Raw genomic sequence first — 26,085 nt, forward strand, 5'->3', positions numbered from 1 at the left:
TTTAAGTCCGAAATCATGTGCCCTAATCTATGACAAAAAGAATCACCTTGCCACCATTAGGCGAACATGATGACGACTGGATAACAATTCTCGCTTGGCTTTATAGCCGCAGCAGATCAAGTCAAGCGGCTGCTTTGATTAGTGTTGGAGTTGCAGAGCAGAAAACTGAAGTTGCAACTATGTTGGAATATATGGCTCAAAAGCGCGGTGTTACCGTTGATGAGCTAATTAAAAGTATTTTGGGTGGGACGATCGATGACGATCGCGATGACCCAATCGACGAAGACTAAATAGATTGTTAGCCTTTCAAATCTTTGACGGTAAGAACGATCGAAAGAATAGGCTTTCCTCTTCTGATTGAGCAGCAGAAATTACTGCTGCTCAATCAGAAGAGGAAGATCTAATTCTTCTATTTGCTGTCAAAGATTAGGAATGGGCGATCGTAAACCAAGCCCGCAACACTTCTGCCACCGTCCACGCTTGAGCAATGCAACCTCGCGGATTCATGGGCGCATCGCCATCAAAAATCTCGCTCAAACTACCGACTCCGTGATTTGAACAATGGGCTGCCATTGGCTCTAAAAACTCACGCGCTTTAGTCGGGTTGTTGTAAACACGCAAATGAGCGATCGCAAAAGCACCCATCAGCCAACCCCAGGCAGTGCCTTGATGATAAGCTCCATCTCGCTGAAGTTGAGAACCGCCATAGTGTCCTTGATAATGTTCATGAGTGGGTGAGAGCGATCGCAATCCATAAGAAGTAAGCAGCGATCGTGAACAGGCATCAACTACGCTTTTTTGTTGAGCCGCAGTCAACGGACTTTCGGGCAGAGACACCGCAAAAATCTGATTAGGACGCAGCGCCGAATCATCACCATCGGGGCTGTCTAGCAGATCATAACAATAGCCTTTAGACTCGTTCCAAAAACGCGGAAATCTCGCCAGCACGCGCTCTGCCATTGCGTCATATTCTCGGTGCGGCTTGCCAATTTGACGAGCAAACTTTGCCATAATTCGCAGAGCGTTATACCACAAAGCATTAATCTCAACAGGCTTGCCGATGCGCGGAGTCACGACCCAATCGCCGACTTTGGCATCCATCCAGGTGAGTTGTGTCCCTGTTTCTCCGGCATAGAGCAACCCATCCGCCGGGTCAAGGTGAATGTGATAGCGAGTGCCGCGACAGTGCCAATCAATGACTTCTGCCAAGACGGGAAAAATATCGTGCAGCAAGTCACGATCGTCCGTTGCATTGTAATAAGCTTGAATCGCGATAAAGTACCACAGCGTTGCATCGACCGTGTTGTATTCCGGGTTCTCTCCGGCATCGGGAAAGCGATTGGGCAGCATTCCCCGATTGATGTGCAAAGCATAGGTTTGAATGATCGATCGCGCAATCTCTGGGCGACCCGTTGCGAGGGTCAATCCTGGTAGGCTGATCATCGTGTCTCGTCCCCAGTCCCCAAACCAGGGATAGCCCGCCACGATCGTTTTGCCATTGGGGTTATTGGGCTGCGATCGGTTCACAATAAATTGATCGGCAGATAAGACTAATTGTTTAATCCAAACAGGTGCAGAATCGGTTTGTTTGCCCTGGTCAATTTTCCAGCGATCGAGCAATCTTTGTTCATAGGCGTGTTGAATACGCAGTGCTGTCTCTCCATCAAGATTGGGCGTTGCATCAGTGCTGGCGATAAACGTCACTGACTCGCCGGGGTGCAGCGTCGCCTCAAAGGTCGCAGCGTGGAGATGATCATCTCGATCGTTGAGTCCCCGATCGCGCTCGACAGCCAACTCATAGCGATAATACCAATCGTGCATTGGGGTGGCTTTTGCGCCCCGACACAGCAAATAAAACGGTGTAGCTTCTGGGTAGGCTGAAATGCAAACGTCTTTGCCGATCGAGTCAACGCCCAGTTGCCAATGGTCGCCCTGAGTTTCGCTGTGATGGTCGCGATAATTGACGAGTGCCTTGAGGGTCAGGGTTAGCGGCTGGGTAGCTCGGTGCAAGTGATATTGCACATAGGTAGTGTTAGCTCCTTGCTGCATCCAGATGCGCTTTTCGAGCAGGGCATCGCCACACGCAAACCGCCACACGGGAACGGTGCCTTCTAAAAAAAACCGCTCAATGTTGCGATAGCCATTAGAACAAACGATGCCGCCTTTCCAGCGATTGGTGCTGAGAGGGTAGAATTCTTTGCCATAGCGGACGCTTTCATCGAGCTTAGTGACGAGTAGCGTGCGCTGCTGGGGAGGCTTGAGCGCGGCAACCAGTAAGCCGTGATAGCGACGAGTGAGCAGCCCCGCGATCGTGCCCGATGCGTATCCTCCAATGCCGTTGGTGACGAGCCATTCTCGTGTTTCCGCAGCCGCAAGATTGCCGCAGATCTCTCGTCCAAAATCGATACTCATCACAAAAAAGCCTTTCGGTAGCGTCTCTATTTACCCTGATTATGAGGTGAAAGAGCAAGCGATCGCAGCAATTATTACGACCCATGCGATCGCTTATCTCAATTGTTTTAAGTTTTAGCCTTCAGTCTTTACGATTCGCGATCGCCTACACTAAAGAAAAGCAATTCTGGGATGTTCGCTATGTCTATCCTCTTATCTCAAGAAGCTCTAAAGCAGCTAGGCATTGATGATTCGACTAAATTCGATGAACACACTGTTAAAGAACAAGTGAGAAAACTGCATCCTGAGTTCACCTCTGAAGATGTAGAAGCTTTTTTAGCTTACCTGTCTGTCAAGCAGAAAAGAAGCGAAGTTTTTAAGCGCCTTGCTGATGCCTAAATTTCTCTCTACATTTGTAGTCTTAGCACTACACCAAGATATGGTTGCAGCATTTGGCGGAGCCACAGGCGTGAGAGATGAAGGGCTACTTGACTCAGCCTTAGCCCAACCCCAAGCAACGTTTGGTGGAGAGTTTTTGCATTCAACTATTTATGAGCAGGCATCAGCTTACCTCTATCATATTTCTAGAAACCATCCCTTTATTGATGGTAATAAACGTACAGCCTGTGCCGCGATGGAGGCTTTTCTAGAGTTAAACGATTATGAGTTGACACTATCTGATGAAGAGGAATATCAACTCGTGATTGAGGTTGCTCAAGGAAATATGACTAAAGATGAAATATCTACATTTCTAGAACGCTGTGTCCAAAAGAATTAAGTTGACGATCGCTCTAGCATTTTCAAACATTCGTAGCCTGAATTGCGTGCCATTCTGTTTCCGTCAGTGGTTGAGATTCTAAGTGAATATCAAAACAATCACTGGCTGATTGAACTAATGTCTCGATCACGGTTTGAATTAACGCTTCTCCTTGCATTGACAGAGGTAAGTTTGGCAGGTTAGCAGATTCGTTATCAAAAACCCGATCGAACAGTTCCTCATCCGGTTCTAATCGCATCGATCCATGTTGCAAAATGGCATTTCCCTGCCGCAATTGAGCGCTGCCGATCAGCTTTGCCCCGTCTGACATGACTAAATCTGCAACTGTTGCCGTCCCAAAGCAGTTGGGGTTTTGAATATAATTACGTCCCGCTTGTCCGTAATGCAGATCGACATTGAGCGATCGCCATCCCTCAATTAAAAATTCACAGATCGCTTGATAGTCCTGCATTCGATTGCCTGACAAACCGGATGTGATCACCGCGTAAGTCAAATCTCCCTGATGCAAAACGGCGCGTCCTCCACTCGGTCGGCGCACCAATTCAATCGGTTTACCGTGCCAACTCAACTGCTTCCACTCGTCTGGATATCGATGCTGATGATAGCCCAGCGAGATGGCAACAGGCGACCAGGTATAAAACCGCAAAGTAGGCGGATGATCGCCTGAAGCGTGTTGTTTCAAAAGCCACTGGTCGATCGCCATTTGCATCTGACCCGATGCCTGAATGAGCGGAATAAGTCGCCAAGTTTTCACGGAAGCCTATATCTTGGAGGTTTAGATGATGGCACTCGCTAGGGCATTTCAGCGGTAGGAAGTTGCTCTGGCTCAATCTTCAACGCGATCGTGCGATCGCTGCGTTTCACCGTCACCTCTAACTCACCTGTGACCCCAACTTGATCCACCAATCGCTGAATCGTGCTGACTTTTTCGACTGGCTGCTGATTGACTTCTGCAATCACGTCTCCTGCCCGTAGCCCCGCTTTAGCCGCTGGGGTGCCCTTGTTGACCCGCACCACTAAAATGCCGTTTTCTTCCTCGACGCGCATCTGACTGTTGGGCGCTTGATTGATATATTGCTTCACCTGCGGAGTCAGCGCTACCATTTGCACACCAATATAGGGATGCTGCACTTCCCCAGTTGCAATGAGCTGTTGAGCAACCGCCTGAGCCGTGTTAATCGGAATCGCAAATCCTAGCCCTTGAGTGCCACGAATAATCGCAGTATTCACCCCAATTACGTCTCCCTCAGCGTTTAGTAAAGGTCCGCCAGAATTACCCGGATTGATAGCAGCATCGGTTTGAATGAATCCTACCCGCTTATCAGGCACCCCAATGTCAGCGCTCGATCGCTCTGTGCCGCTAATCACGCCCACCGTCACCGTTTCTTGCAGCCCTAGTGGATTGCCGATCGCGATCGCCCACTGCCCTTGACGAACCTTGTCTGAGTTGCCCACTGTGACAGTAGGCAAACGATCGGCTTGCACTTCAATCACGGCAACATCGGTTACTGGGTCTTTGCCTAACACTTTGCCTGCTAAAATGCGTCCGTCTTGAAAAGACACCGTAACCAGATCGGCGCTATCAACGACGTGGGCGTTTGTGATAATTTGTCCAGTCGTATTGGTTGAGCTAATCACAAACCCAGAGCCAATGCCGCGCAAAACCGATTGCGACGATGCCCCCGGTCTGCCTAAAAAAGGTCTGAGTGCCCCAGGAATATCGCCGCCCAGTGTGCGAGACACGTTGACTTGAACCACTGCTCCCGCTGCTTTTTCGACGGCTGCGGTAACAAAGTTAGAGTCAGCGTTGGTTTGACCTGCTGCCCAAGCAGTCCGCGATCCATCAATGACGAAACCGATGCTGACGATCGCCAACCAGGTGACAAACCCGATCGCTAGTTTTTCTAGAAAGTTAAATCGCAACTGAGGCATAAAGTTAATTCCTGTACCGAGGCTGTTATCAGCTTAGCGATCGTACAGAGAATTTCCTCAATCTTACGGCTGAATTTTACCGTTGGGATCAGGGATTAGATAATATCGGTTACTTGCAGCGGGGCACGGCAGTGCCATGCCCTTACACAAATCTCTACTTTATTTTGGCTCGAACTTTAGCGAGACTCCATTCATGCAATAGCGTTGTCTAGTTGGGGCAGGGCCGTCGTTAAAAACGTGTCCTAAATGCCCACCACAGCGGCGGCAATGCACTTCGACACGGGTCATAAACAGTGACTTATCAGTTGTGGTTTCGATCGCGCCTTCGATCGGGGCAAAAAAGCTGGGCCAACCCGTGCCGCTATCAAATTTGGTGTCTGAGGTAAACAGCGGCAATCCACACGCACTACACTCGTACATACCTGGGCTATATTGCTTGTCAAGCGGGCTAGTGCGAGGGCGTTCAGTCCCGTGTTTTCGCAGCACTTGAAACTGTTCTGGGGTGAGCAGCTTTTTCCATTCGTCGTCTGTTTTGGTGATTTTAAACTCACGGTTTGAGGCTGTCATCTCGATCTTGCTCCAGCTTAAATGTCTTTGCACTAACTTCTATTTTAGAGGGTTCTCACTGGTCTTGCAGGTTGGAAACAGTGGGTTAGCGTCGGTTATCACACCCTGACGTTGCAAATCGGGTTTGTTGACGCAAAATGGTGAATAGTCATGCACTTAGCAATGTCAATGAACGAGGCTTTTAAGCAGTTGACCGCAGCAAAAAACGCCTTTCAAGCTGAGGATTGGGAAACCGCAGAGCAACTTTGTTTGCAAATCATTCAACAACACCCTCAGCAGATCGAAACGCTTGAGATGTTGGGCATCGTCTATTGTCAAACGGGACAATTTGAACGCGCGATCGCGCACTATCACTCCTTTCTCAACCTTGTGCCTAACTCTGTGTCTGCTCACTACAATCTAGGCACGGCGCTCTCAAAAATAGAGCAAATTGATGCCGCGATCGAGCATTATCAAGCAGCAATTGCCCTCGATCCCAGTTTTTATCAAAGCCACTACAACTTAGGCAATGCCTATCTTGCACAACAACAATATGAAGACGCGATCGCAGCCTATCGCCAAGTGTTGAAGTTAAAGCCCGACCATCGGCAATCGCTACACAATTTAGGGGCGTGTCTGCAAAATCTGGAGCAGTTTGAGGCGGCAGCAGATGCTTATCAGCAGGCGTTGGCACTCAAACCCGACCACGCGATCGCCCACAACAGTTTAGGAGAGGTTTTGCGAAAACTGGGTCGCGTCGAGGCGGCGATCGGGCATCTCAGACAGGCGATCGCACTTGATCCGACCTTCGCGGAGGCATACAACAATTTAGGCGTTGCCTCCTACTATTGTGGGCAGTTTGTTGAGGCTAGCGATCGCTATCAAGACGCTTTGAGACTCAATCCTACCTATGCAAATGCTCAACTTAACTATGGTTTTTTACTGCTGTTGAGGGGCGATTTAGAAGCTGGATTTCGATACTATGAGCAACGCTGGGCGGGGCAATCTCTGACTCCACCTGCGTTTCCTCAGCCTGAGTGGGATGGCTCTAATCTCAATGGCAAGACGATTTTGCTCTGCCATGAGCAAGGCTTTGGCGACCTGATTCAATTCATCCGCTATGCGCCGCTGGTGGCAGCACGGGGCGGACGGGTGATCGTGGGCTGTTCGGCTCCGTTGATGCGCTTGCTTAAAACTGCTCCTGGCATTGATCAGCTTGTGCTCGAAGGTGAGACAATGCCGCCGTTTGATTGTTATGCGCTGTTGTTGAGTCTGCCCTATCTGTTGGGTACGACGCTAGACACGATTCCGGCGGCGATTCCCTATCTCTCGACTCCTCAAGTTTCTACAACCAATCCTATTTTGAAAGTTGGGATTGTTTGGGGTGGAAATTCTAAAAATGGCAACGATCGCGATCGCTCGATCACCCTCACCGAGTTGCTGCCGCTATTGAGCTTAACCGGGGTAGAGTTTCACAGTTTGCAGAAGGGTCGATCTGAGGAGTTACAGCAATTTCAGGCGGCGCATCCCACAATTGCGATCGTGGATCTCGATCAGCAGCTTGAAGATTTTGCAGATACGGCAGCGGCGATCGCGCAACTAGATTTAGTGATCAGTGTAGATACCTCAGTGGCCCACTTAGCGGGTGCAATAGGCAAACCAGTTTGGATTTTGTTGAGCGCGGTTCCTGATTGGCGATGGTTTCTCGATCGAGCAGATAGCCCTTGGTATCCAACGGCTCGGTTGTTTCGTCAGCGTTCTCTTAGAGATTGGTCTAATGTGACCGAATCGATTAAGAATGAATTAGTGACTCTGATTAAAAGTAAATCTAAGAATTTAGATTCTAGCGTTGAAATTTCTGCTCGAATTCCAGATTCTAGAAAGAATCAAAGTTTAGTGATTAATTCGTCACCTAAAAAACAAATTGGGATCGGATTTCCGATCGGTGGAAATCTTGGATGGGGCGTTTATGGATTAAATCTAGCATTGCAGTTATGGAAGACTTCTAACTTAGAACCTGTGTCATTGATGGCGATTTCTGCATTATCAGAGTTGAATCCAGTGCTGCGATCGCGTCTCAACTCAGTGCTTGATTATTCTCAGCAGATTCAGACGCTGCTTACTCAGCACCCAGGTAAGGTATTAACTACAAATCTGCTCATACTCAAACCGCTCGGAAATCACTTTGCGACTAGTGAAGAAAATCGTCGTATTCAAGGAACGCATAACATCGGCGTTATTTTTTCAGAAGACACACATTTTCTGCCGCACGAAGTTGAGCAAGCCCAGCGCTACGATCGCATCATCGCAGGCTCTACTTGGAATGCCGAAATCTTGCGAACCTATGGACTCACGCAGGTTGAAACTGTTCAGCAGGGCATCGATCCAACTCTGTTTCATCCAGCTCCTAGATCGGGCTTGTTGCACGATCGCTTTGTCATTTTTTCGGGTGGCAAACTAGAGTATCGCAAAGGTCAAGATATTGTCGTGGCTGCCTTCCGCATCTTTCGATCGCGGCATCCTGAAGCGCTGTTGTTGACGGCATGGCACAATCATTGGGTCAACACTATGACCGGACTTGATCGCGCCAACCACGTGGCTGACGTTCCTAGCGTCGATGATCGCGGACGGTTGCAGATTACTCACTGGCTTACAAAAAACGGCATTCCGGCCGATGCAGTACTAGATGTAGGGATGATTCCGAATGCGATCGCGCCTCAAGTTTTGCGAGAAGCCGATGTCGCGGTGTTTACCAATCGCGGTGAAGGCGGCACCAATTTAGTCGCGATGGAAAGCCTTGCGTGTGGCATTCCTACAATTATCTCCATGAATACCGGGCACTTGGATTTGATTGGCGACGATCGCTGCTATCCGCTACGCACCCAGGGTCAAATTTTTGGCAACGAGCATTATCAAGGCACCGAAGGCTGGGGAGAATCGCAGGTCGAAGAAGTCGTTGAGCAATTAGAACAAGTGTACGGCGATCGCGCTGAGGCACAGCGTCGAGGCAATGCTGCTGCACAGTTTATGCAAGATTGGACGTGGGAGAAGCAGGTGCAGCGATCGTTAACCGTATTGGCAGATTTTCTTTAAAGAACTGTTCAAACTGTTGTTCTAAAGAGGGATGAGATCTGTGAATAACACAGCTATAATCTGAGCGAATTAGCAAGTAGCTAAATTTTTACGTTTGGTCGAGCTTGACAAAATCTTAAATATTGGAGAGTTGAAGCAATGGATTGGGAAAAGGGACGCAGAAGCACAAACGTTGAGGATCGGCGCGGTAGAGGAGTTTCTGCTCCTATCATTGGCGGTGGCATTGGTACTATTCTCTTGGCGCTTGTAGTCACTTTTTTGGGAGGCGATCCCAGTGTTATTCTCAACCAGAACACTCCGTCTAATCAGCGTTCGGCTCCATCGTCTCAATCTCGATCGCCCCAAACAACGGGGGCCGCTAACGACAAAATGTCTGACTTTGTATCTGTGGTTTTGGCAGATACAGAAGATACTTGGAGCGATATTTTTAGGCAGAGTGGTGGCAGATATGTCGAGCCAACCCTGGTGCTTTACTCAGATGCGGTTGACTCTGCTTGTGGGTTTACACGATCGGCGGTGGGCCCTTTCTACTGTCCCCGCGATCAAAAGGTTTACATCGACTTAGGGTTCTATCGTGAACTGAAGACTAAATACCAGGCACCGGGAGATTTTGCTCAGGCTTATGTGGTTGCTCATGAAGTGGGGCATCATGTCCAAAATCTGTTGGGTATCTCAGATAAAGTGCGATCACTGCAAAAGCAATCAAGTCAGGTAGAAGCGAATCAGCTTTCTGTCAAGTTAGAGCTACAAGCCGATTGTTTTGCTGGGGTTTGGGGAAATCGTGCCCAGCGATCGCGGCAAGTTCTTCAACAGGGCGACATTGAAGAAGCGATCGCCGCAGCCAGTGCGATCGGAGACGATCGCTTGCAGGAACGAGCCAGAGGATATGTGGTGCCAGAGTCTTTCACGCATGGCAGTGCAGCCCAGCGAACCCAGTGGTTCAAAAAAGGCATTCAGAGTGGCGATCCATCACAGTGCAACACTTTCGCAGGAACCAATCTCTAGTTAACTATTGTTATGTCTTTTCTTTAGAGCAATCTAAAGATAGTCTAGTGGCACGAGTCACAGTAGTTATCTCTGGCATCACGAGAGTTATTTATGAAAAAGACATTGTTTTTAAGCCCTCCCTCCTTTGACGGATTTGATGGGGGCGCTGGGTCGAGATATCAGGCAAAGCGTGAGATTACCTCGTTTTGGTATCCAACGTGGCTCGCACAGCCCGCAGCCCTCGTGCCAGGAAGTAAGCTAGTCGATGCACCGCCTCATGGTCAGACCATAGACGATGTGCTGAAAATTGCCAAAGACTACGAATTGGTGATCATGCACACCAGCACGCCCTCGTTAGCCAATGACATAAAGTGTGCGGAAGCGCTCAAAGCCCAAAATCCGGCAGTTGCAGTCGGTTTGATTGGTGCCCACGTTGCAGTCTTACCAGAGCAGACGTTACGCGACAATCCGGTGATTGATTTTGTCTGTCGCCATGAGTTTGACTACACTTGCAAAGATTTGGCAGCCGGAGAGCCTTGGGATCAAATCAAGGGTTTGAGCTACCGGGATCACGATCGCAATATTCAGCACACGCCCGATCGTGACTTAATCCACGATTGGGATGCTATGCCCAGCGTTTTGCCGACCTATGCGCGTGACTTAGACATCACAAAATATTTCATCGGTTATTTGCTGCATCCCTATATCTCGTTTTACACGGGGCGCGGTTGCCCAGCAAAGTGCAGCTTTTGTCTTTGGCCTCAGACGATCGGGGGGCACCAATACCGCACGAAAAGTCCCGAAGTAGTGGGGCGCGAACTGTCAGAAGCGAAAGCAATTTTTGGCGATCGTGTCCGCGAATATATGTTTGATGATGACACTTTCACGATCGATAAACATCGCGCGATCGCCATTAGCGAACACATGAAGCGATTAAAACTCACTTGGAGTTGCAACGCTCGCGCTAATTTGGACTATGACACGCTTAAGCAACTGCGAGATAATGGCTTACGCCTATTGTTAGTCGGGTTTGAGTCGGGCAATCAGCAGATTTTAAACAACATCAACAAGGGCATCAAACTAGAAGCAGCTCGGCAGTTTATGAAACACTGTCGCGACCTGGGGATCACTGTTCACGGAACGTTTATCATCGGTTTGCCGATTGAAACCCGTGCCACGATCGAAGAAACTATTCGCTTTGCTTGTGAAATCAGTCCGCACACGATTCAAGTGTCGATCGCTGCGCCTTATCCTGGCACCGAGCTTTATCAACAGGCGATCGCCAACGGCTGGTTTAGCGACCAGGCACTAGTCGCCACCTCTGGCATTCAAACCTCGACGCTGCATTACCCCGATCTGTCGAGCGCGGAGATCGAAGATGCGGTTGAGCAAATGTATCGTCGATTCTATTTTCGACCCAAAGCAATTGTGCCGATCGTGCGCGAAATGTTGGGCGATCGCCAAATCCTAATGCGCCGACTGCGAGAAGGCGGAGAGTTCTTTTCTTACCTGAAAGAACGGCGCAATCAAGCGGCTGTTAAATAATTCGGTTATTTGAAGTGACAATGGGCACGGCAGTGCTATGCCCTTACGCCGCGATCTTGATAGAACGTGGATTTATTAAGGTGCAACTTCTCGGACTCAACTAGAGCGTATAAGTTCTTTGATTGCTCCGTTTGAGTCGGCTTGTGCCCCCTAAATCCCCCAATTTGGGGGACTTTGAAACCGGGAATCTTGGCTCAAAGTCCCCCAAAATTGGGAGGATTTAGGGGGCGAAGATCTCAGCCATGACGAATCAAGAGATTTGATGACAAGATTGACAGGTTATTTAATCCACGCTCTTAATCTAAAAATTTGCTGCATCAGCTATGACACGTCTTGTTGAATCTTTGGATTATCTGTTATTTCTCCCATTGTTTTTGTGCCTATCAGCGATCGGCTATTACGGCTACGCAATTTATGCAGCGCATAGATTTTTTTCTCAAATAGATCCAATCGATCCTAATTTTCATCCATCAGTCAGCATTCTAAAACCTGTTTGTGGGAGCGATCGCGATGCCTATAAAAATCTTGCTTCGTTTTGTGGTCAAGACTATCCCAACTACCAAATTATCTTTGCCGTACACGATTGGGCTGACTCTGGCATTGACGTAATTAAGCAAATTATTCGTGATTTTCCGGCGATCGACATTCAGTTAGTGGTCAGCGATCGGGCAATCGGCACTAACCGAAAAGTGAGTAACGTTGCTAATGCGATCACCAAAGCTCACGGTGAAATTATTTTGCTGGCAGACAGTGATGTCTATGTCGAACCCAACTATTTGCAACAGGTGGTTCAACCGCTCAATAATCCGAGAGTGGGGGTAGTGACGTGTCTTTATCGATCGATCACTGAAGGCTGGTTAACTGAGTTAGAAGCGCTGAGTTCGGCGACTGAGTTTCTGGCGGGGGTTTTGGTAAGCAACGAGTTAGAGGGCGTGAAATTTGCGATGGGTCAAACGATCGTCATGCGGCGATCGGTGCTAGAAGAGATTGGGGGATTTGCAGCGATCGCTGACTATTTAGCCGATGACTTTCAACTCGGTTATTTGCCCACTCAAGCCGGATATGAAGGCGTGCTGTCTCATCACATTGTTGATCATGTCATGGCGACCAGCACATTCGTGGGTGCTTTGCAGCGTCAACTGCGTTGGATGGTCGGCATCCGAGCCTCGCGCCCCTGGGGATATCTGGGATTAATTTTTACCTACGGCACGGTTGCTAGCCTCTGGTTTTTGCTAATCACAGCCGGATCGCTTTTTGGTTGGATTATTTTGATCATTACCTGGACAATGCGGTTAGCGATGGCGTGGTTTATTGGGGTTAAAAGCATTCGCGATCCGGTTGCAGAAAAATTGCTTTGGCTTATGCCGCTGCGTGATCTGATCAGTTTTGCTCTATGGTGCTATGGTTTTATTGGCAATACTATCAAGTGGCGCGACCACCAGTTTAAGCTGACAAGAAAAGGTGAACTGGTCGCTTATCCGTCAAGTCTGCCTGAGAAAGTAAAGTCAGTGATCGGATGAGGTTGGCGTTAACTTAGTTAAACAATCTGGTGGTCAAAAAACCTTGCGGAAAGTTACCGATTTGCCTAGTTTGATCAGATGGGGGCACGATAGATAGGGTGCTTGGTCAGTGCACTGTTGTCGCCTGAAGACTCATTTTTAGGTAAGGAGGTGCGATCGTGAAACGGAAATTGTTGATCTTAATTTTGGTGCTATTCAGTTCAGGGGGGTTTGGAACAATGACCAATGCTCAATCTGTGCGATCGGATGCTGAAATCAGGACAATTCTGCAACAACGCATTGATCAAGAGCAGCAAAGTACTGGAATTGTTGTGGGTGTGATTGATGAGCAAGGTCGCCGCATTATTGGTCATGGCACACTCGATCGCACGAATTCCCGTCGGGTTGATGGCAATACGCTATTTGAAATCGGCTCAATTAGCAAGGTGTTTACGGCTCTGGCGCTGGTGAATATGGCAGAGCGAGGGGATCTGAAGCTGAATGATCCGATTTCTAAGTTTCTTCCTAAATCTGTGAAAACGCCAACGCGAAACGGTAAAGAAATTTCCTTGTTGAATTTGGCAACTCACAGCTCTGGGCTGCCGCGTTTACCTGATAACTTTGCACCTGCTGATATGAACAATCCCTATGCAGATTACACAGTCGAACAGCTATATTCTTTTCTATCAACCTACCGTCTGCCGCGAGACATTGGCGCTCAGTACGCATACTCGAATTTGGGAGCAGGCTTACTAGGGCACATTCTCAGTCTCAAGGCAGGCGTGGACTATGAAACGCTGGTGAAAACCCAAATTGCTCAACCTTTACAGATGAATGACACCCGAATTCATCTCACCTCTGATCAGCAAGCTCGCTTCGCTACCGGACATAATGCGCTTGGTAAACCTGTTTCTCACTGGGACTTACCCACACTGGCAGGGGCAGGGGCACTGCGATCGACGACCAACGATCTACTCAAGTTCTTGGCGGCTAATCTAGAACTGACCTCATCCCCTTTGACTGCAACTCTGCAAAAAACCCATGTTGTTCAAAAGCAGACAGATACACCCAGTCTAAAAATCGCGATCGGTTGGCATAGCTTGAACCAAAACGGGACGGAGATTATCTTCCATGATGGCGGTACGGGTGGATTTCGCAGCTTTATTGGCTTTGTGAAACAGAAACGGCTGGGCGTTGTTGTGTTGTCCAATTCAGAGAATGATATTGCTGACATTGGGCTGCATCTGCTCGATCGTCGCAACAAGTTAGCAAAACACAATCCACCCAAACAACGTCAAGCGGTTGCGGTCGATCCTAAACTGTTTGATGCCTATGTTGGGCGATATGAACTGGCTCCCAACTTTATTCTCACCATTACCAAAGAACAAAATCGCCTCTATGCTCAAGCAACAGGACAGCCCAAAGTCGAGTTGTTTGCAGAAACAGAAACCCAATTTTTTATCACTGAAGTGGATGCTCAAATTACATTCATCAGCGATCGGCAGGGAAAAGTAAATCGTCTAATTTTGCATCAGGCAGGGCAAGAGATTCCAGCCAAAAAACTAGACTAAGCCCGTTCTGTACGCAATACTATTCGTCCTTTTTGTTGAGCCGTGATGTCATACCCATTTGATTTGTGAACGCGACAGATCCGCATGATGCCCGTACAGAACGCGGGTTGATGGAGGGGCACAACATGTCGTGCCCCTCGTGATCTTTTCGCTACGGTTGCAAATCCGGGCTGCCCCCTAAATCCCCCAAAATTGGGGACTTTGAACCTAAATTCTGGGCTTGAAGTCTCCCAGAATTGGGGAATTTAGGGGGCTGAAGAACGCAGCGAACTGATATCAGTTAACTCACTAAACATCATGGCTCAACAAAGATGATACCTGCGGCAAGCTGGATCACATTCAGTTCGGTGTTACGACGATCGCCGATCAACTTCTTCTTGATTTCTAATTCTTGGTTCACTTTGCGGAGTTGTCCCTCTGTGGCAGGCAGCATTCGGAGTTTGCCTGATTGTTGAAAGGTTTGAATGCGGTCTTCGAGTTGTTGGCGACGACGATCGGCGTAGCTTTCGGCACTGCGCTGTTGAACATCGCAACGGTTGTCATTCTCGGCAGCAAATTCTGCTGATGCCTGGTCAAAGCCTGCTTCTAGTGCATCATCGCAATCGCAATAAAGTGCCAGGACTTGATCGAGATTTTCTAGTAAATTAGCGGCATTCAGCTTTGCCTTTCCCCAACGGGCTGCCCGATAGAGGAGGCGTTCTGATTGTTCATCAGACAATAATTTACCATCCGAATATTGAGCAACTTTGTAAGCAAGACGGCTCTCAGAACGCAATCCTTGAAACAGCCAGCGATGAATCACATACACATATTTTCCTGGCGCAACTTCAACGTCTGACTGCTCACAGCGAACGGCTGAGATCGGGTGAAGTTTTTGAGCATCATTGTCGTAGCTGTGCCTAATCCATTGAATCAGTGGATGGGTGGGATCAAGCAGTTCGATTGGCTGTCCGGTGCCTTTGCCCGGTTGTTCTGCAAGGCGAGGGTCAAACAAACAGAACGCAGGCGATCGATGTAAGCGAGTTTGAGTCGCAAATCGATGGTGCTTGAGAAACAACTCTAAACCGACTTTGGCATCTTCGGTTAGCTTGATCTCAAAGACGGCTTCTTTACCTTGAATCGGTTTAAGGGTGGTGCCTAAATAGTAGCGGGCAAAATAGTCTTCAACAAATGAGTGCAATTCTTCTGAAGTTAGCCATCGACCCTGATTGCGGCTTTTGCTAACAGCATCAAGAATTTGATCTGAGAACGCCATTAAATTGACGGATTCTTGTTCTAATTGGTCTTGTTGGAGGCGTTGTTTGAGGATTGCGCTTGCAGTTTCGTCAGCGCGTTTGAGTCGTTCGGCATCCGTTAATTCGGATTCAAATAGGGTTACGAGCAATTTTTCGGTCGCCTCTCCGAGAATGTTTTCCAAATCGCCAATGCTTTCTTGAAAAACATTGATACGTTGATATAAACGATCGAGAATCCGTTCTTCAATCGTGTCTACCAAACTGAAATTGATGATTGAAATGCGATCAGCTTTTTGCCCTAAGCGATCGATCCGTCCAATTCGCTGTTCGACTCGCATCGGGTTCCAGGGCAGATCATAGTTAATCAAAAAGCGACAAAATTGTAGGTCAATTCCTTCGCTGCCGACTTCTGAAGACAAGAGAATGGAGGTGTTGCCTTGCTTAAATTGTGACAGCACTTCTTGTTTTTGATCGCCCATGCCACCCAAAATCAAACTGGTCTGAATTCCATCCGTTTCTAGGCGGTGTTGCAGATAGTGAAGGGTGCCGCGAAAGTAGGCGAACAGCGCAAATTGCTCATCTGGATGTTTCTTGAGTTCGCGATGTAGAAACCGAACGAGTGCTTGATATTTGGTGTCTTCAAATTCGAGTTGAGCGTAGTTAATATTTTCTAATGGCAATGTCTCACGATCGGGCAATGTTTCGGTTTCTGACTGTGTGGTTGAAATGCCCGATTCCCAGAACAGTTCATCTTGAAATTCATCCAAAATTCCCTGCTCTGACCAAGTTTTTAGCGCAGCGACAAGACAGCTTGCCATTTGCCGTTGACGGGCAATCAACCGAAAGAGCAGAACGCCTTGCTTGCCTTTGCTTTGTTTGCGAATGGCTTGAGTCACCGACTCATAAATTTCTTTTTCTAAAGCAGAGAAATGCACCTTCAACGTTTGGGGGGCGCGTTCAACCCGATTGGGCAGCACATCGCGTTTACGGCTGCGAGTGAGATATTGACTAACTAATGAAGCACTTTCTAATTTGTAACCGAGTCTGACTTGCGTTTCTGCATCGATCGCGTCAGGTGTTTCCAACGTGTGTTGAATTTGCCGTAACACAGAATTATGTTGAAAGTAATCGGACTGAAGGGCACGATCGAGGTCGCGTTTTGCCGCCTTAAAATCGGGAGGATGACTCCAGAGCGATCGCAAAGCCCGAATCAACGGCGCATTTGCCTCCAGCATTTGATGAAAGATTGTCTCGTCAAAAAAATCTTCTGGGCTAATAATCTTCAGCAGTTGATAGAGGTTATTGTTCTGAGTTTGAATCGGGGTTGCCGTGAGCAGCAATAGATGACGAGCCGCATCTCGCACCAGTTGCCCCAGTCGATGATTGGCAGTGGCTTGGTTGCGAAGATAATGCGCTTCATCAATAATCACCAAATCAAACACGCTCGACTCATCGGCAGCAGGATTGTTGTTATTGTTGTCTAACAATCTTGCCAGTTCTGCCTTGGCTCCCGAAGTGGTTGCATCTTCCCAATTAGCGCTGGGGCGAAGCCCTTCTAAGCTGGCGATGCACACAAAGGGATGCTGATATTGGCTTTGCAGAACGTACTTGACTTCTTCTAAGAGCGCTTGGGCATTGGTGAGTTTGGCGATGATATTAAACCGTTGTTGCAAATCATCGCGCCATTTTTCCCGCAAAATTGCTGGACAAATGATTAATAAACGACGGGCATCGGCTCTGGCTTGCAGTTCTTTCCAGATATAGATGGCTTCGATCGTCTTTCCCAGTCCTACTTCGTCTGCAACCAACAATCGCCCCACCGGAGATTCTAAAAACTTCAGCACAGGTTTAAACTGGTGTGGGTAGAAGTCAGTATGACTCGACTCCATACTATAGAAAATGTTGGTTAATTGTCCTTTTACTTTCTCAAACGTGAGAATTCGGCGCAGGTCATCGGCTCCGCTAAATTTTCCTTGTTCTAGCAGATCAAGAAGTCCTTCTGGTTCTCCACAAAGTTCTAAAAGGTTGTAGGGCTTGTAGGATTTTTCGTTTGGGCTAAATTGAACTTGCACCAGCAGCCGAGTTCCAGAAGCGCGAGTTTTTCCGGTCGTGATGCCCCGATGCCCCGGATTGGCTTTTACACGCACTTCCTGACCTGAAATAGCCGGGTTCCAACTAGTATCACTCATTGGCTATACGCCTTTGCTCCTGGGTAACTTCATCTCGGTTCGTTGGCTTTAGGTGCCTTACCCATCGGATCTTCTCCTTGAGGGGGTGCTGGCTTGATTTGCTCCATCTCGCTTGGAAGTCTGATCTCTGGCTGCTCTCCAGTAGGGATCGACAACCCATAAGCGACTGCAAATCGATGAAACTCGCGGTTGCTGATGCCGTTCGTTTCCAAGTCTTTGGGGGCTGGCAGCGATCGCACCTCATACTCAGGAATCAAAGCATCTTTGTGTTTAAAGTCACTATAAGTATCTTTGATTGCTTGAGTATAAAAGATGGATTGTCCGCCTCCACCTCCCATTAAAATGTTCAGCGGTTTCTCAAACCCCCGCTTCATCAAAGTGCCCCCATGCTCAACATACCTCCGGCACCCTTTTAGAATCACTTTGGCAATCAGTTTTTGAATCTCTCTGCGAGTTTTACTACTCCTCAGTTGGACGGAATAACGAGTTGAGTTGCCACGCAACGTATCTTTAACATCAGTATCTAAAAGGTTTAATTCCTTCGCTGATTGTTGACAAAAGGCAGTAACTCCTAAAGGATCGACTTTACCGAAAAAGAAATCAACCTTCTTCTCGCCGGCCTCATTCCGATATTGAAATGAACTGCCATCTAGGGTTCCATCTCCCACATCGAAGAGGGCATAAAATCCTTCATCGATTTCAAGAGAGTTGATTAGCGACCACGCTTCAGCCGCAATTTCTGGAATCGCGTGGCAATAGATCGCCGCCTCTTCTAGTGTTGCTCTCAGTGGTTTTAAGCGATCGTGCAAATTCTCGATCGTCATTCGCTCAGTCTGAGGTTCATGACTCAACAACCAGGCGAGAGAGAGAACTTTTTCAAAGCGGTTAATTGCCTTAGAATCACAATATTCAACTGGAACACCCACGTTGGCAGACCATCCAATCTGCTGATTGATGATTAGCTCTGGTTTATTTTGACGAATCCAAGTTTGAGCGCGAACGATAATCCGGCTTAGATAATAAGCACAAAGATTTTCAACGGTTTCAGGATTGTCAAGCTCAGGGAGTTCTTCAAGTCGCCAGCTCTCGTTGCATTGAGAAAGATCTAAATCAGCCAAGCGCATTTTGATAAATTCCACCGTTGTCTGAACTTGGTCTTCGTAAGGTTTCCATTCAGAAGTGGTCAATCCAGTCATTAGCGTGCCATCGGGCAGAATTCCGATTTTTGTCGGCAGTAAGGCTTCTTCCAGATGAGTAACTTCGTCGGTGAAGGTAACAATCTCTGAGCGATCTCTTGCCACATCTCGAAAACAAACTTTCGTAAAACTGGTGCCAAAATCAATCCCCAAATTCAGCACCAAATCTTCTAAATCACTAAGTCCCTCAACGTCAGCCGGACTGATCGGAGCCTGCTCAACTTCAGGTTCTAGTTCAGTCGGCAAGTCTACAAACTCTGGTGCGACGATAGTTGGAGGTGGCTCAATCGTGGGCAGCCGATTCTCGATTCTCAGATCCGCAGGTTCGCTGATTTGTTGGGCTTCGATCGCCCTCAGTTGTTCTTGAAGTTGAGCAATTTGTTCTGCGAGCCTGGGAAATGCTTGTTGCAACGCTCGAAACTCCCCCAAATTCAGAGTCGTCGCTTGAAGTTGTTGACGAATGTCCTGAATTTCTTGAGATAAGTTCTCTCGCACTTGAGAGAATTGGGCTTCTAATCCTGTCTGACTTGTTGCCGCATCAGCCTGACGCTGTTGGTTCGCCGTTAACTGTGCATTAAGTTGAGATAATCGCGCTTGCAGTTCACCTAGATGGGTCGCAGTCGCGTTTTGCCCTTGCTGAGTTGTTGTGAAGCGCTCTTGTAGTTGAGAAAGCTGCGATCGTAGCTCACTTAAATCGATCGCGGTCTGATTTTGACGTTGCCCAAAGGCGGTGAGTTGTTCGCTAAGGTCAGTAACTCGCTCTGTCAGACTTTGAGTAGATTGTTCTAAAACTCGTGAGTCGAGGTGTAATAGGCGTTGATCGATCTGCGCGATCGCCCCATTAAATCTCTGCTCTGTCTGCTGCTCAAACCGTCGCCGATTGACTAAATTTAGACACAGCGAGAGAGACAGCGGAGCCGCCGCCCACGCTACCTGTTGCGATAGAGCTGAAACCACAACTCCCCCTACAGCGAAGGCGGCCGAGGTATATTCAGCAACTTGTAGGAGGTGCGATCGCTGGGTTCGTCGAGCGAAAAATGGATTGCTCATGCGACTGGTTTTTAGCGAAGTAGTTGAGTAAGGAGGTTTCTCCCATACTGCCACATCCTCTTCAAAGTGTCAGAGTAGAGTGTAAATTTAAGCCTCAAAACTGTTATAGACGCGACTACAATACCTGGTTTGCAGCAGAAACGCCAGAAGATTAGGCGCTACGGTTTGCACCTAAATCTTTTAGAGAGAAGCCGATGATATTGTTACCTTCATCTTTTGCTCCAGAAATTCTAGAAACACCCTAACTTTCTCATGGATTTGCGACTAGGGTATAGGGTGTTGATGGGGACTGGAGAAGATGAAAACATCATGAATCACATCGCTAAAATGATTTCTTTCAGACCGTTGGCTGATTCAGATCTCATGATGCTGCATGAGTGGTTACACCGCCCGCATGTCTCGAAATGGTGGGGCGATCCTGGAACATTCGCTGAGGTGAAACACGACTACCTACCCTATACCACCGACGAAGCGACCACACGAGGCTACATTGCCTTATTGGAGAATGAACCGATTGGCTTTATTCAGTCCTATATTGTCATGGGATCGGGTGAGGGATGGTGGGAGCAGGAAACCGATCCGGGTGCGAGAGGCATTGACCAGTTTCTATCTAATCCAGAGCAGATGGGTCGAGGCTTGGGTAGCGCAATGGTTCACGCCTTTGCAGAGCAGCTTTTCCAAGATCCGACTGTGACTAAGGTACAGACTGACCCTGCTCCTGAGAATGAACAAGCAATCCGATGCTACCGACGAGCTGGATTTGTCCCGACTGGCGAAGTGATCACGCCCGACGGGCCCGCACTGCTCATGGTCAAACGGCGACAACCTGAAGGTGAGATGGGTTAGTTTCTTGGGTTCCAACTCAACAAATTTAACGCAGCACGATTTTATAGCGAGAGGAGAATACATGCAGATTACCGCTTCAGCCATTTCACCGAACGTCGCTGATGTCACAGCATCAGCGACGTTCGTCAAGCAACACTTCGGCTTCAGCGAGGAAATGTCAGCCGCGGGCTTTGTGTCGCTTTCTCGACAGGATGCTAGATTTAACCTGATCTTTCTCCAGACGGGTCTAGCAAGCTTTAAACCGCCCCACATGCGCGGACATTGAGCAGATGGTTTGCTGATTGTCTTTGTGGTGGATAATATCGATCCTTAGCTTTGCGAAGCGAATCGCGTCAGTCTCATACGTCCACTCACCGACGAGTTTTTGAAGCCAGTGGTGTTCCTTCTGCGGTTTAATATTCATCGTTGTCTCCGATTGTTTTGCGGTTGTCGTCATCGCTTCATCTGCTGTTCCCTGTTACCGCGCTTCCAGCATGGGCACCTTGAGCCGTGAGCAGAATTTCTACCCATAGGTCGGCTGCTGCGGATAACCTGGAGGCGAGTCTTCAAAATCTTCTTGCCGCCCATAGGGTGTCGTATCGAGAAGGCTGTAGGCATCGGTGAGCGATTCAACGCCACGAGCATAGGTCGAGTACGTGTGAAAAATATCGTTGCCAATGCGGAAGAAAACGCTGAGTCCATGACTTTCACCCTGCATCACATTAGATCCGCTCCTTTCCTCCATCTGGGCTTTGTCCCGATAGTTGTACTCGATGGGCGCGACGTTCTCGTCTAGCGTGACATAGAAATCGTAGTTGAAATTGCTGCCAAAGGAGGAATACCAGGGAACAGTCCATCCTTTGAGCCTTTTGTAGGCTTCAAGCTTGGGCAGTGGGGCACGGGAGACAAGCGCGAATGTTGTGTCTCGATCGTTCAGCATTGACAGGTCGCCCAGGGCATCGACATAGCCCGTGCAACCCATACAACCTCTATCCCATGTTGGATCGAACATGAAGTGGTAGATAATGAGTTGGGTACGCCCAGCAAACAGATCGATCAGTTTGACAGAGCCATTCGATCCTTCAAAAGTGTAGTCTTTCTCAAGCTTGACCATTGGTAGCCTGCGTCGCTCGGCGTTAATGCGATCGCGGTGCTTGGTATATTCTTTTTCGTGTTCAAGGAGTGTTTTACGAGCAGTCAACCACTCGTCTCGTCCAACAATTTTTGGACGTGCGATTTCGTTCTTGATCATTGTAAATCTCTTTAGTTAATTGCTTCCTAGTTGATTGCGCTTGGCTCCATATACACCACTTCCCAAATGTGACCATCTAAATCCTGAAAGCCATGTCCATACATGAATCCGTGGTCTTGCGGTTCGTTGTAGGTTGTGCCACCAGCGGCAACTGCCTTCCGAACTCGGTCATTCACGGCTTCTCGGCTTTCAGCAGATAAACACACCAGCACTTCGGTGCTTTTCGTGGCATCACAAATGGTGTTGGGAGTAAAGGTTTTGAATTTCTCGTGGGTCAAGAGCATTACGAAAATGTTCTCACTCACAATCATGCAGGTGGCAGTCTCATCGGTGAACTGAGGATTGAACTGGAAGCCGAGTTGGGTAAAGAACTCGATCGACTGTTTGAGGTTGTTGACGGGCAGATTAACGAAAATTTGAGTACTCATGGTTTCTCCTTGTAAGATTTGTTGCACGATATTTGAGAAGCTTCGCCTGAACGGAGAGATCAAGCCGCTTGCTCACAGTTCACCATCCACGGAATGCCGAACTGATCGACTAACATGCCGAACCGGATAGACCAGAAGGTTTGCTCGATCGGCATCTTCACTTTGCCATTTTCTACCAGCGCATGAAAAATGCGTTCTGCCTCGGCTGGCTCATCAACGCTGATCTGCACGTAGAAGCCTTGAGGAGCTTCAAAGTACCCCGATGGACTATCAGATCCCATTAGAAGACGATCGCCCAAATCGAGACAAACGTGCATGATCTTGTCATGCCATTCAGCAGGCACATGTTCTGCTGAGGGTGCTTCTTTGTGGGTCATCATCGCGACAATTTTGCCGCCGAGACATTGCTCATAAAACTTGAACGCTGCCTCACAGTTGCCGTTGAACATCAGATAAGGATTGAGTTTCATGGTGTATTCCTCCAGTTGGTTCAGGAATTGGATTACGGGTTGAGCGTGAAAGCGGCTTGAGACGTTTCTGGATCAAAAGGAACCGAGAGGTGTTCGTGGACAATCTGCCAGTTGTCTTGATGTTTCTGGCAAACCGCCGTTACCCGCATCCAGGTTTGCATGGCAGGATGGTTTTCCTGTCCTGTAAAGCGAAACAGCCAATGGGCAACTGCCAAATTGTCATTCACGATGATTGTGAGGTCTCTTGTTGCCATTTCAAACGAATCTGGAAAGTAGGGTAAACACGCTTCCCACGCTTGACGAATCGCTGCTTTGCCCTTGGTTTGAAATGGGGGGATGACATCAAACATGATGACTTCGGCAGCATAGCGGGACATGATTTGATCCCCGTTCTTGGTGCAAATGGCATGTTGTTGATCGGTGATCAGTTGACGGATTTGAGCTTCGTTGGATGTGATGGTGCTTGCGGTTGTCATTGCAGGATCTCCTTGGTTTGAGGTTTAGTTTGGTCTGGGGTTGAGGGCAAATATTAAGGCTCTGGCAGTCCCGCAACTTCAATCACGGGACGGATCTCGACCGTGCCAACTTTTGCGCCTGGAATCTGGGCAGCGATCGCGATCGCCTCATCCAAATCCTGGGCATCAATGAGGAAAAATCCGCCCAGTTGTTCGCGGGTTTCGGCAAACGGGCCGTCGGTCACAAGTGATTTGCTGTCGCGCACCCGGACACTGGTTGCCGTTGCGACAGGATGAAGCGGAGCAGTTGCCAAATACTGTCCTTTCGAGTTGAGTTGTTGGGCAAGCTGTGCGGATTCTGCATAACACTGCGTCCGCTCGGTGTCGCTCAGCGCATTTTCCTCCATGTAAATCAGCATCATGTATTTCATTGGGTTGCCTCCTTTGTAATTAAGTCGAACAGCGCTGATTCAAATCGACACTTTGCCAAAAATTTTTATCATCCAGTACGATCGAGCTTGACCTCCTTTGGTTCCTTTCATGAGTTAGTCGAACGGCAATCGCTCAAATCGACACCTCAGCAAAATTTTTGAGAAACTTTTTGATCGTCCGCTATGGTTTCAAACACAAACTCAGATGTCAGTCAGGCGATTACGTCCGTTTACCGCACTGAGTGGGGGCGAATCGTCGCCATCCTGATCCAACTGATGGGAGATTTTGACATCGCTGAAGAGGCAGCACAGGAGGCTTTTACGGCGGCTGTGAATCAGTGGCAAGCCACAGGCATTCCAGATCTCCCGCGTGCCTGGATCATCAAAACAGCGCGATTTAAAGCGATCGATCGCCTCCGACGACGATCGCGCGAAAGCGAGAAACTCGAATGGTATGCTGCATCCGGGTTGATTCCGAGCCGTGAGGAGCCAAAGTATGACACCGATGAAATTCCGGACGATCGTCTCAAGCTGATCTTCACCTGCTGTCACCCGGCACTGGCGATTGAGACTCAGGTGGCTCTAACGCTGCGAATGCTGGGCGGACTGGAAACCGACGAAATTGCCCGTGCCTTTCTCGTGCCCACGGCAACGATGGCACAGCGGCTCGTGCGTGCCAAGCGCAAGATTCGTGACGCAAGCATTCCTTATATAGTGCCGGATACAAACAATCTGCCCGAACGGGTAGATACAGTGCTGACGGTGATCTATCTCATTTTCAACGAAGGCTACGCGGCGACGAGGGGCGAGACACTGGTGAGAGCCGATCTCTGTGCAGAAGCCATCCGACTGGGGCAACTCGTCAGGGTATTAATGTCACCCCAACCGCCCGCAGCAGTGACAGCACTAGTAGCGCTGATGTTGCTGCATGACTCCCGACGCGATGCCCGTCTAAATGAGGCGGGCGATCTGGTTTTGCTCGAAGATCAAGATCGTCGCCGTTGGAACCGATCGCAGATTGCTGAGGCACTGCCACTCGTTGAGGAAGCATTGCGGGGTGAACCGAGTCCGTTTGCCATACAAGCCGCGATCGCCGCTCTCCACTGTCAGGCAGCACGGGCGGAAGAGACGGACTGGGCACAGATTGTTCGACTCTACGGGGTACTGGAACGACTCCAGCCTTCGCCGATCGTGTTGCTGAATCGAGCAGTCGCGATCGCGATGGTAGACAGTCCTCAGACGGCGCTTGCACTCCTGGATGGGCTTGCCACCGAACTCAATGGCTATCATCTGTTTCACGCCGCACGAGCCGATCTGCTGCGTCGGGTTGGAGCCTTAGAAGCCGCAGCGCAGAGCTACATGCAAGCACTTGCACTCGTCACGAATGACAGCGAACGGCGGTTTCTCGATCGGCGGTTACACGAAGTTCAGCCGTGACTTATCCTGAAGATCAAGATTTGCACAAAGGTTCGATTCGACAGGGTAATGGTTTAGGAGGAAGTATAGTACACCTGTTACATAGTGATTCTAGTTCACAGTTCACCAACGGGAGTGGCTGTAAACAACCTTCGTTCTCATTTGCAAGCTTTAGTCAGCATTCGCTCTAACACTTGCTGCATCACTTGAAGTTCTTCATCATTGAGATGACAGCCAAAGTATTCTGCGATTGCTTCAGAGTAGACAGACCACATCTGCTGCTGCATCGCTAATCCAGCTTCAGTCAGCACTGCATAGGTGCCTCGCCGATCGCTCGGACATCGTTCTCGATAGGTGTTAATGTTGCTTCCGATCGGTCTTCCATTTAATAGAAAAACCGTCTCCCTTTTGAATATGATCTAGGAGCTTTGAGAGGCGAAGAGGTCGAAATAAAGGTCGAATAATGTAAGATTTGCCACAGCGACTTGAGCATGATCAACAACCACTGGGGAACGTCGCAGTATTCATTAGTGCCAGGGCATGAAGTAAGTGGGTAGGATCGCGCAAGTAGGCAATGCGGTCAAAAAACTCAAAGTCGGTCAGCAAGTTGGGCTGGGGTGGAACTCTCAATCGTGTATGACCTGTGAATGGTGTATGTCAGAGAACCACAACCTTTGAGCAGCTAAGTAGGAGGGTGAAGTTAAATATAAGATAGGAAGACCCTCTAATTAACCCCTCCTTATGCCTGCTCCCCTCCGGATCATTTTGACTTCAGAAGAGGATCGCACGTTAGCTG

24 protein-coding genes are annotated in these 26,085 nt (G+C 48.6%); 11 read left to right on the forward strand and 13 right to left on the reverse strand.

Features of this window, described 5'->3' with window-relative positions; all coding sequences use genetic code 11:
* The first annotated feature begins 29 nt into the window (after window positions 1-29).
* Window positions 30-290 (forward strand): hypothetical protein, encoded by a 261-nt coding sequence (locus BRW63_RS22180; RefSeq protein ID WP_073074577.1) that lies wholly within the window; start codon window positions 30-32, stop codon window positions 288-290.
* 136 nt (window positions 291-426) lie between these two features.
* On the opposite strand, the gene BRW63_RS22185 is transcribed toward BRW63_RS22180, so the two are convergent.
* Window positions 427-2,412, reverse strand: a complete 1,986-nt coding sequence (locus BRW63_RS22185) for an amylo-alpha-1,6-glucosidase (protein ID WP_073074578.1) — start codon at window positions 2,410-2,412, stop codon at window positions 427-429.
* A 180-nt stretch (window positions 2,413-2,592) separates the two neighbouring features.
* On the opposite strand from BRW63_RS22185, the gene BRW63_RS22190 reads away from it, so the two are divergent.
* Window positions 2,593-2,790, forward strand: a complete 198-nt coding sequence (locus tag BRW63_RS22190; RefSeq protein ID WP_073074579.1) for a hypothetical protein — start codon at window positions 2,593-2,595, stop codon at window positions 2,788-2,790.
* Window positions 2,783-3,169, forward strand: coding sequence for a type II toxin-antitoxin system death-on-curing family toxin (locus BRW63_RS22195; RefSeq protein WP_223257472.1), 387 nt, complete (start codon window positions 2,783-2,785; stop codon window positions 3,167-3,169). Before BRW63_RS22190 ends, BRW63_RS22195 begins: the two co-directional genes overlap by 8 nt.
* A gap of 22 nt (window positions 3,170-3,191) precedes the next feature.
* Here the strand turns inward: BRW63_RS22195 and BRW63_RS22200 are convergent, their stop codons facing one another.
* The 3 genes from BRW63_RS22200 to msrB all read right to left on the reverse strand — a co-directional run bounded on the left by BRW63_RS22200 (window position 3,192) and on the right by msrB (window position 5,668).
* A complete protein-coding gene (locus tag BRW63_RS22200; RefSeq protein ID WP_223257473.1) occupies window positions 3,192-3,923 on the reverse strand; it encodes a lipoate--protein ligase family protein in 732 nt (243 codons plus the stop codon).
* A 38-nt stretch (window positions 3,924-3,961) separates the two neighbouring features.
* Window positions 3,962-5,101: a trypsin-like peptidase domain-containing protein gene (locus BRW63_RS22205; protein WP_073074581.1), complete on the reverse strand. Its 1,140-nt coding sequence runs from the start codon at window positions 5,099-5,101 to the stop codon at window positions 3,962-3,964.
* Between the two features lie 159 nt (window positions 5,102-5,260).
* Window positions 5,261-5,668: a peptide-methionine (R)-S-oxide reductase MsrB gene (msrB, locus tag BRW63_RS22210; RefSeq protein WP_073074582.1), complete on the reverse strand. Its 408-nt coding sequence runs from the start codon at window positions 5,666-5,668 to the stop codon at window positions 5,261-5,263.
* 168 nt (window positions 5,669-5,836) lie between these two features.
* Between msrB and BRW63_RS22215 the strand changes: the two genes are divergently transcribed.
* The 5 genes from BRW63_RS22215 (at window position 5,837) to BRW63_RS22235 (ending at window position 14,342) form a co-directional block, all read left to right on the forward strand.
* Window positions 5,837-8,740, forward strand: a complete 2,904-nt coding sequence (locus tag BRW63_RS22215; RefSeq protein WP_073074583.1) for a tetratricopeptide repeat protein — start codon at window positions 5,837-5,839, stop codon at window positions 8,738-8,740.
* A gap of 138 nt (window positions 8,741-8,878) precedes the next feature.
* Window positions 8,879-9,745: a KPN_02809 family neutral zinc metallopeptidase gene (gene ypfJ / locus BRW63_RS22220; protein ID WP_073074584.1), complete on the forward strand. Its 867-nt coding sequence runs from the start codon at window positions 8,879-8,881 to the stop codon at window positions 9,743-9,745.
* A 93-nt stretch (window positions 9,746-9,838) separates the two neighbouring features.
* Window positions 9,839-11,272 (forward strand): hopanoid biosynthesis associated radical SAM protein HpnJ, encoded by a 1,434-nt coding sequence (gene hpnJ, locus BRW63_RS22225; protein WP_073074585.1) that lies wholly within the window; start codon window positions 9,839-9,841, stop codon window positions 11,270-11,272.
* Between the two features lie 323 nt (window positions 11,273-11,595).
* Window positions 11,596-12,792, forward strand: a complete 1,197-nt coding sequence (gene hpnI, locus BRW63_RS22230) for a bacteriohopanetetrol glucosamine biosynthesis glycosyltransferase HpnI (RefSeq protein ID WP_073074586.1) — start codon at window positions 11,596-11,598, stop codon at window positions 12,790-12,792.
* A gap of 158 nt (window positions 12,793-12,950) precedes the next feature.
* Window positions 12,951-14,342, forward strand: a complete 1,392-nt coding sequence (locus tag BRW63_RS22235) for a serine hydrolase (protein WP_083583171.1) — start codon at window positions 12,951-12,953, stop codon at window positions 14,340-14,342.
* 295 nt (window positions 14,343-14,637) lie between these two features.
* On the opposite strand, the gene BRW63_RS22240 is transcribed toward BRW63_RS22235, so the two are convergent.
* Both BRW63_RS22240 and BRW63_RS22245 read right to left on the reverse strand, forming a co-directional pair.
* Window positions 14,638-17,766 (reverse strand): SNF2-related protein, encoded by a 3,129-nt coding sequence (locus BRW63_RS22240; RefSeq protein ID WP_073074587.1) that lies wholly within the window; start codon window positions 17,764-17,766, stop codon window positions 14,638-14,640.
* Between the two features lie 29 nt (window positions 17,767-17,795).
* Entirely contained in the window at window positions 17,796-20,012 is a 2,217-nt protein-coding gene (locus BRW63_RS22245; RefSeq protein WP_073074588.1) for a GumC domain-containing protein, read from the reverse strand.
* 309 nt (window positions 20,013-20,321) lie between these two features.
* On the opposite strand from BRW63_RS22245, the gene BRW63_RS22250 reads away from it, so the two are divergent.
* Window positions 20,322-20,858: a GNAT family N-acetyltransferase gene (locus BRW63_RS22250; protein WP_073074598.1), complete on the forward strand. Its 537-nt coding sequence runs from the start codon at window positions 20,322-20,324 to the stop codon at window positions 20,856-20,858.
* A 226-nt stretch (window positions 20,859-21,084) separates the two neighbouring features.
* Here BRW63_RS22250 and BRW63_RS29130 read toward each other — a convergent pair whose 3' ends face one another.
* From BRW63_RS29130 to BRW63_RS22285, 6 genes are all read right to left on the reverse strand, one after another.
* On the reverse strand, window positions 21,085-21,294 hold the full coding sequence (locus BRW63_RS29130; protein ID WP_219898676.1) for a DUF1579 family protein: 210 nt from the start codon (window positions 21,292-21,294) through the stop codon (window positions 21,085-21,087).
* A gap of 66 nt (window positions 21,295-21,360) precedes the next feature.
* Window positions 21,361-22,089, reverse strand: a complete 729-nt coding sequence (locus BRW63_RS22265; protein ID WP_073074589.1) for a DUF899 domain-containing protein — start codon at window positions 22,087-22,089, stop codon at window positions 21,361-21,363.
* A 26-nt stretch (window positions 22,090-22,115) separates the two neighbouring features.
* Window positions 22,116-22,517, reverse strand: a complete 402-nt coding sequence (locus tag BRW63_RS22270; protein ID WP_073074599.1) for a VOC family protein — start codon at window positions 22,515-22,517, stop codon at window positions 22,116-22,118.
* A 59-nt stretch (window positions 22,518-22,576) separates the two neighbouring features.
* Complete coding sequence (locus BRW63_RS22275) at window positions 22,577-22,987, reverse strand: VOC family protein (RefSeq protein WP_073074590.1); 411 nt, start codon at window positions 22,985-22,987, stop codon at window positions 22,577-22,579.
* A 32-nt stretch (window positions 22,988-23,019) separates the two neighbouring features.
* Window positions 23,020-23,463: a YybH family protein gene (locus BRW63_RS22280; RefSeq protein WP_073074591.1), complete on the reverse strand. Its 444-nt coding sequence runs from the start codon at window positions 23,461-23,463 to the stop codon at window positions 23,020-23,022.
* A gap of 53 nt (window positions 23,464-23,516) precedes the next feature.
* Complete coding sequence (locus BRW63_RS22285; RefSeq protein WP_073074592.1) at window positions 23,517-23,873, reverse strand: YciI family protein; 357 nt, start codon at window positions 23,871-23,873, stop codon at window positions 23,517-23,519.
* Window positions 23,874-24,056: 183 nt separating this feature from the next.
* Between BRW63_RS22285 and BRW63_RS22290 the strand changes: the two genes are divergently transcribed.
* On the forward strand, window positions 24,057-25,310 hold the full coding sequence (locus BRW63_RS22290) for an RNA polymerase sigma factor (RefSeq protein ID WP_073074593.1): 1,254 nt from the start codon (window positions 24,057-24,059) through the stop codon (window positions 25,308-25,310).
* Window positions 25,311-25,447: 137 nt separating this feature from the next.
* Here BRW63_RS22290 and BRW63_RS28530 read toward each other — a convergent pair whose 3' ends face one another.
* A complete protein-coding gene (locus tag BRW63_RS28530; protein WP_181314461.1) occupies window positions 25,448-25,600 on the reverse strand; it encodes a hypothetical protein in 153 nt (50 codons plus the stop codon).
* Window positions 25,601-25,838: 238 nt separating this feature from the next.
* On the opposite strand from BRW63_RS28530, the gene BRW63_RS30035 reads away from it, so the two are divergent.
* A complete protein-coding gene (locus BRW63_RS30035; RefSeq protein WP_397428430.1) occupies window positions 25,839-25,967 on the forward strand; it encodes an alcohol dehydrogenase catalytic domain-containing protein in 129 nt (42 codons plus the stop codon).
* Window positions 25,968-26,085: the final 118 nt, after the last annotated feature.

Source organism: Phormidesmis priestleyi ULC007, assembly GCF_001895925.1.
Taxonomy (GTDB): domain Bacteria; phylum Cyanobacteriota; class Cyanobacteriia; order Leptolyngbyales; family Leptolyngbyaceae; genus Phormidesmis_A; species Phormidesmis_A priestleyi_A.